Raw genomic sequence first — 7,974 nt, forward strand, 5'->3', positions numbered from 1 at the left:
GCATAACTCCTTTTTTTATGATGTTGTTTAGTTATGCCTCCTATCATACACAAAAATTTCTCCCCTCTCATAATTAGTTATTTATCAGATTTTTTATCTTTACCGTTCTTAATTAGGAAATCATGAGAACAACCAAAAGTTATCCAGCCTAACTCCATGCCAACCCTTACCGCCACGCAAAACATCATTCCGCTTGGCATAGCCTTGTATAGCCACGCACAGCTCCAGCTCTCATAGTAAACAAGAGCAAAAGACAGTCTGCATCAGGCAAAAAAGGGAGCAAAAGTTATCCAGCCTAGCCCCATGCCAACCTTTACCCCCACGCAAAACATCATTCCGCTTAGCATAGCCTTGCACAGCATCAGCTCTTAGAGTAAGCAAGAGCAAAAGAGAGTATGCGTCATGCCATAAAGAGAGCAAAAGTTATCCAGCATCAAATCATGCCAGCCTTTACCGCCAAGCAAAACCCAGCTCTGCTTAGCATAGCCTTGCACAGAAACGCACAGCATCAGCTCTCATAGTAAGCAAGAGCAAAAGATAGTATGCGTCAGGCCATAAAGCGAGCAAAAGTTATCCAGCCTAACTCCATGCCAACCTTTACCGTCACGCAAAACTCCGCTCTGCTTCGTATAGCCTTGCACAGCTACGTACAGCTCCAGCTCTTAGAGTAAGAAAAGAGCAAAAGATAGGCTGCATCAGGCCATAAAGGGAGCAAAAGTTATCCAGCCTCAAATTATGCCAACCTTTACCACCACGTAAAACATCATTCCGCTTAGCATAGCCTTGGACAGCCACGCACAGCATCAGCTCTTAGAGTAAGCAAGAGCAAAAGAGAGTATGCATCAGGCCATAAAGGGAGCAAAAGTTATCCAGCTTCAAATTATGCCAACCTTTACCGCCAAGCAAAACCCAGCTCTGCTTAGCATAGCCTTGCACATCTGCGCACAGCTTCGGCTCTTAGAGTAAGCAAGAGCAAAAGATAGGCTGCATCAAGCCAAAAAGGGAGCAAAAGTTATCCAGCCTCAAATTATGCCAACCTTTATCGCCACGCAAAACATCATTCCAATTAGCATAGCCTTGCACAGAAACGCAGAGCATCAGCTCTTAGAGTAAGCAAGAGCAAAAGATAGGCTGCATCAGGCCAAAAAGGGAGCAAAAGTTATCCAGCTTCAAATCAAGCCAGCCTTTACCGTAAAGAAAATCTTTGCTTTTGTCATGCATGCTAGCCCTTCATGGCTGCTCCTCAATGCATAAGAGGAAAGGACTTGAAGTGCAGGGCTTTATGGGTATTAAAGGAATGGCCTTGTTCTATGCGCTATGCTATTGCTTGTTAGTTAGGCTAAGCGTTGCTTTGCAGCAGCTACAAATAATGGCCTTGGTAAGGGCAGTTGATTAGAGCTTTTAGGTGGGCAGAGCATGGTGCTTTGAAGCATGCTATGGCGCTTTGAAGCATGCCATAGTGTTTGCCTGGCAGTCAGGCTTATGGCCTAACCAGTGCAGTGCTTCTGGCTAAGGCCATAGATGAGGTTTGGTTGGGTTGAGAAGAGAATAAAGCTTAACTTTAAGCTAGGGAAAAGGTTGACCTCCTTAGAGGCATCATCAGTCCTTGTCCTTAGTAGTTGGCTCTGATTGCTTGAGCTTGCCCTTTAAGGCGGCTTTTAAGCTTGGGTCTTGGTTAATGGTGCGGTAGAAGGTACTTAAGGACATAGTTAATAATTGCTCATCCTTGAGCTTATGATAGCAATCTCGAACATTTAGCCCTTGGTATTCTGGTAGCAGTACAATTTCTTTAATAAGTTCAATCTCATCAGTGCTAATAAATTTGTATTCAGGGCGCTCTTTGTCAACGTGTAAGACCTTATCACTGCCAGTAGTTTTATTTGGATCTACCAATGGTGTAGGCTGATTAATATTATTGTGCTCAGATGCAGCTTGTTGGCAAGAGGAAGGCTGTTCACTTAGTGATGTTACTTCACAGTGCGAGGTACCTGTATTATTAGAGGCAATTTCACGAGAGTCAGTACTATCACCTAAACTTAGGGAGTTAGTATCGCTGCCCTCAGGAGAAACTTGCTTGAGCCAGCGGTAATAAGTACGCATATTAATGCCCAGCATATCGGCTGCTTCTTGAGTAGTCATGCCACTGGCTCTTAATTGCTGAATCAAGCTTAAAAAGTCTTGCTTTAAGGCATCATTGAGACTATTAAAATCAAGCTTGTACAGAGCACTTTGCTTTTTAAAGGCATCTAAGTAGAAGCGATAGAGCTGCTCTTTAGCCTCAAGCACCTTAATTTTTTGCTCATAATTTGCCAATTGTTCTTGAGCGGCTACTAATTGATGTTGCATTTGGCCATACAAAGAGCCACTGACTAAGCCCTCTTGCAACACTAGCTCATAAAAATGGCGTAATTGCTCCATAGAGATGCCATAGTAGCGAGTGATTTCATCGCATTTAGGGCCATGCCAGAGACTTATTTGAGCTTTTATAGCGGCTTGTAAGAGCTCACTTAATTTAAACTCACGATAAAATCCAATAAGCTCGTTTTCTTTAGTAGGCTCCTGGGGTTGAGGTGCGGGCGCTGTTAAAGCTGAGGCAGCTAAGTGCTGCTGCTCTTGCTTATTGTGTTGCTCGAGCGGGGCCTGTTGCCCTTGAGGGGCAAACTTTGCTTGCTCGGCCTGCTGCTCGTGCTGAGGCTGAGACTTAGGCTGATTGGCAAGAGCTTGGGCGTAGCTTAGTTTGTGTTCGTAGTTGTCTGCTTTGCAATAAATCTTAATGATTTCATGGTTGTGCTCAACTTTAGAGTGGCCATAAAATTGCTGGTCATTGCTAATAGCAGCAGAGTTTGCATGCGCAAAATCAGATAAGGCACTTGGAGTTAGGGTGTCATTGACCTGATTAAGAGTGCTGCGATATTGGGCAAGCCAGCGAAAGAGGGTAGTTCTAGAGATACTGTATTCTTGCTGGACTTGCTCTAAAGTCAAGCGATTGGTTAACAACTGCTCTAAAACGAGCTTTTTCATGGAAGCAGAGTAAGAGGGCATAATAAAGAGATCTTTGCTTAATTGCTAATAGCCATATGGTCTATTGATTGAAAACATGACTGGACTAAAGTCTAGGGTAAAACTATGAGAGTCTTTTATATCGCATATGATTTTACCAACAGTTAAAACCCCATCATCAATTAGTAATCTAACCTTAGGACAGAGGGCGATAATCTCATAAGCTAATCGTCTAGCCAAGACTCCTTTAATAGGTTTAGGAGTAATAAACTCCACCATGCCATTGCAAAAAACAAAAGGCATAGCACCAAACTCTTGATACCAAGTAGCTATGATTTCCATGGACTCATTTAAGGTTAAGCCAGGGATCTCAATATTGTATGGTAAGTAGCCAAAAGTATCATAAGGCACTCTAACTGGTATATGGGCTAACATCAAAGGCTTGGTGGCATTGGTGTGATCACTATAGATGCTCTTAAGCGCAAAGATATTGAGCTTTTTATCATTATTAGTTATTGCCAAGAGGGCTCTTTCTTTAAGTTCCTCTTGTAAGGTTAAACCCTCAGCTGGGGCGGTTACTTCATAAATCTTTTTGTCATAAGTGGCATTAAGCTCGAAAGGATCGTAGCCATTGTTCTTGTCTTCATAGCCTAAATCAATATGAGTGTTAGTCTCAGCATGGTAGACATACTCATACTCCTTACGCTCAGGAATAGTATGGTCGTCCTGTTTGCGATCATAAATGATAAATAGCTCTTGAAATGCTTCTTGAGCGGCCTGAGAAATAGCAAAAGCCTCTTTTAACAGACGGAAAATATGATCAATGTAGTTGTGATGGAGTGGTTTATACTCTTGGTTGCGGTAAATAGTGCTGGTTAACAGATGGCTATCGTTAAGCTCTGGACCTAGTTCATACTCGTAGGTAGGATCATCAAAGAAACTATCAGCAGCCTCGTAAGGGTGCTTTAGTTTCTTAATCAAATAATGGCCATACTTGAGCATATTACGAAGGCCTTGCTCTGTTACTTCAATGAGTACAGGGTAGCCTTTTTGGTAATAGCCCAGACGAAAAGCATTACGTATCTCTGAGTAGATAGGGTCAGGATCTTGTAATGATGGATAATAGTTAACTGAGCAATCTAAGTGCTTGGTTAGTAAAGCTACGATATCAAAGCCAGCTCCACCTTCATAAAAGACTTGGTTCTTGATGTTACGCAAGCGCTGACGTAATACAGATCTAATAACATCATAGGTGCGCTCAGTGTAAGGCAGAGTGATATCATCTAAAACAGTACTACGATTGGTATAATAACTATTTACTCCCACACGATTGATGGCAATGTCTTCCAGATCACTGATGTAGGATGGGAAATTGTCGGAGTTTAGATATAAGGAGACAAAAAACTCACCTATATCATTAAAATAGCGCAGATCAAGTACCCCACCTAATTGGTTAGATACCAGCTCCAAGAACAAATCTCCTAAGGCACTAGGATCAGGTTCTTTTTGAAATTCCTCAAAGGTTGTATAAAAGGATGTTGCTAACAGATCACTGTCATAGCAAAAGCGCATAAGCCATGCTAAATGAGATAACTCTAATCCAGTGGCTAACTTATTATTCTTTAATATAGCTACACGATCTTGCCAGCGGTAGTCACAAGCTATATTGTTAAAGTATTCATGCTTGGGATCAATACTGCTTGTTCTGTTGTTATGGACAATAAAGGACTCGTTTAACATGTGGCGCTTAAAGTTCTCAAATCCAAAATGCTCGAGAAACTCAAACTCATATTTGTAAATTGGTAGTAATTGCAAAAAGTGCACTAATTCATGGTTAGGCATTAAACAATCACGAGCGCTACTAGAAAAGTTGTCGCTTAGCTCATCTACGACCACAGCGCATAGATCAGTGTTATTGGCATATGGTTGTTCATTATCAAAGCTAAGACCAGATTGAATAACCTGATCTTTACCATTGTGATAGTGGCATAAACTTAATAATAGCTTTAGCGGCCATAACTCATCTTCGTTACAGGCATCACTAATATGCCAACTACTATCTAAGCAGATAATAAGTTCAAAGCGATCTCTAGCGTTTCTAGGGCGAGAGATATTATTTTCATAGTTGCGATCAACCACATAAGCGCCCAATCCTCGAGTAACAACAGTAAAGAAATTTCGAGAAGGGGTTGGTTCAACTATCAGTAAGTCAAATTTGCTCTTACTAAATATGTGATCTTTTAATACTTGGGTTACTTGACCGAAGTGACGGGACACATGAGAGTCAATACAATTCAACTGATCACGAGTATATTTAACAGTTTTCTTTGATCGAACATTAGCGCCTTGGCACATATCAAGCTAAGCTCCCAATTAAACAAAAGTAAGTTCTCTATTATAGGTGCATAATGCTAGAAACAAAACACCATCAGTAACAACAAAAAAGCCACAAGCATAATATGGGCTTGTGGCTTTTTGTCTTAATCAAGATTAACAGAGCACAAAGTTAACTTTGGGATATTTAGATCATGAATATCTTGTGTCCCTTGGTTGAGAATATGGTCAGGGATGAGCCTCGTGGAGCAACTCAATAAGATTATCCATTAAGCTTTCTAAATGCTCAACCCAAGCATGCCAATAGGCGCTATGGAACCATAATTTGACTAGCGAGCGCTCTTCATTTTGTAGCTGAACATCGTGGTAAATATCCTTAATATGAGCAAGTAAAGCTTCTAAGGCTAAAGGAGAAGCACTAAATACTTTAATGCTTTGCCAAATAGTACTTTCACACTCGCAATCATATTGAGGATAGCCATAGTTGTGCCATTCATATAAAAGCTCGGCTAACACTAGTGCGCTGATATCTGAACATTGGCTATGATCATTATTTTGCTCTTTGGAACATAAGAGTCCATGTTCACTGAGCAACATAGCCATTTCCTCAAGAGAGATTTGTTGTTTAGAGCCAAGATAATTTGCAGTCAAACAATCCATAGCGTCTAAGCCTTGATCACATTCTAGAGCACGAATCCCCCATACTGACATAATAACCTCCCTGCAGCACAAGCTACGGCTAAAACCTTGGCTGATGGCGAAACTGCAAGTAAGCAAAGTTGAACCAATCTTAATATGCCTATCATGGGCCTACTAAGACACCCAAAATGGATAAAATACTCTTACGCTGTAGGTTGACACTTCGTCAAAAAGAATTATTTAAACAAGCAAAAAACAAGCAACGAAGAACCACCTTACATACCTACATCATAGCTTACAATTAATTGATGTTAATCGATTAGTTTTAGAACTTTGAACTGAGGCTCAATTTTTCCTAACTATTGCAAAATACTATCAATAAAAGAGCATATATATCGTATTTGTTGAGGGCAGAAGTAAATTCTTTTTAAGTAGTGATAGCTATGAATAGCCCTGAAAAGCTGGTGCTGATAGGTATTTTAGCTCAAATTTCGGCTATAAAAGTTGTATGTGATTTTGTAACTAGTAGCAGCGATTTATCTAGCATTAACTCTAATCAAACAAGATAAATATCGACTTTGCTCCCCAATAGCCGAGCACATACTTTTCACTGCCTATTAAAAAACAATGTGTCAATCATTCTAAAAGCTCTTAAACATCAGCTTGACAGCACCAAATGATGTGCCTGCAAGCTCATTATCTTAGCTAATAGCCTTGATGGCTCTCTTAACTTTGAAACTGTCGATAAATAATTTCTACTATTACAATCTAAGCACACCGTGAAACATCAGGTGGTTTAGTGATTATTGGCGTGTTGTATTGCCTTACAATTCCTTAGAATTGCCAGCTCACTGCTGCCCTTACCATGCTCATACCACTAAGCAAAGGCTAAAGCTAAAGCCCTTGCTTAAGTGAGTCCTTGGATTGTTAGTAAATTACGGCGGTAAAGGCCAAGAAAAAAGCCGTTTAAGAGCTTGTCTCCTAAACGGCTAGAGAATATGGTTTTAACTAAAGATGTTTGCATTGCTAACAGCATTGCTGTTTATATCTTTTCTGTGGGCGCTACTTTTGAGCTTCTGTGCTATTAGCGGTAGTTGATTGAGTGCTTGTATCAGGTGCTACCTTATCTTGGCTGCTTTGTAATGTGTCGTCAGCTTGGGTATGAGCTTGAGCATCTGCTTCTGAGTTAGTAGGGGCAGCTGTTTCTGCCTTTGCTGGAGATTGGGTAGCAGCGTCAGCTTTGGCTTCTGTTTCTGATTCAGCCTCATCCTTGGCTTTATCTTTGGCCTCTTGCATGGCCTTGGCTTGGGCATTTAAAGCTTGGTACTGTTTAATGTGGGAGATAGTGGTAAAGCCAATAGGGCTTAGAGGAATAGCTAATAAATAGCCCACTAACACACTAAAGTACTTATAGGTGATACGGCTGGTGGCTTTTTCTGAGGTTTTGCGCAAATTCATTTTGCGAGAAGCCATGAATTGAATGGCTAAAAAAGACACAGGATATAAGATCCAGCTAAAGATAAAGTAGAGGCCTACACCCCAAGTGCCGATATCCTCAAGGCTTTTAGCTCCTGCACTAATAGATTGGTATAAGGAAAATAAACAAACAAGAGGAATAGGGCTAATAGTAAAGAAGTGGATGAAATAGTCAGAGCGATTGAAGTTTAAATTAGCAATAGGATTATTGTCTTCGCAGCTGATTGGATCTTGGGATGTCATTAAATAAATCTCCTTAATTCATAGTAGCCAAAGAATACCATTTAAAGAAAATTGCACCAACAAAAAAAGGTATTTTTGGATAAATTTAGCAACAAGGCTAACACTATTAGGCCTCTGCTATGAATTTCAGCTCATAAAAAAAGGCGCTTAGTTAGCATGCCCATGTACTTAAGAGTTAGCTAAAGCTAACTTCCATACCCTCGAATGTACCTTTGCCAGACTTGTGATCATCGACAATTGACTGAGCAAGAAGAGGTAGATCTTTGCCTGCTTCTTTATCAC

The 7,974-nt window shown here is 40.6% G+C and carries 4 protein-coding genes; all 4 read right to left on the reverse strand.

What is annotated here, in order from left to right:
• Positions 1 to 1,599: 1,599 nt before the first annotated feature.
• Positions 1,600 to 3,021 (reverse strand): helix-turn-helix domain-containing protein, encoded by a 1,422-nt coding sequence (locus tag MXE38_RS11700; RefSeq protein WP_246915245.1) that lies wholly within the window; start codon positions 3,019 to 3,021, stop codon positions 1,600 to 1,602.
• A 45-nt stretch (positions 3,022 to 3,066) separates the two neighbouring features.
• Positions 3,067 to 5,355, reverse strand: a complete 2,289-nt coding sequence (locus tag MXE38_RS11705; RefSeq protein WP_246915248.1) for a suppressor of fused domain protein — start codon at positions 5,353 to 5,355, stop codon at positions 3,067 to 3,069.
• 207 nt (positions 5,356 to 5,562) lie between these two features.
• Positions 5,563 to 6,045 (reverse strand): hypothetical protein, encoded by a 483-nt coding sequence (locus MXE38_RS11710; protein WP_246915251.1) that lies wholly within the window; start codon positions 6,043 to 6,045, stop codon positions 5,563 to 5,565.
• Positions 6,046 to 7,035: 990 nt separating this feature from the next.
• Positions 7,036 to 7,692 carry a hypothetical protein gene (locus MXE38_RS11715; protein ID WP_246915254.1) on the reverse strand — a complete coding sequence of 219 codons (657 nt, stop codon included), beginning with the start codon at positions 7,690 to 7,692 and terminating at the stop codon, positions 7,036 to 7,038.
• Between the last annotated feature and the right edge of the window lie 282 nt (positions 7,693 to 7,974).

This window comes from Anaerobiospirillum sp. NML120448 (genome assembly GCF_023050945.1).
Taxonomy (GTDB): domain Bacteria; phylum Pseudomonadota; class Gammaproteobacteria; order Enterobacterales; family Succinivibrionaceae; genus Anaerobiospirillum.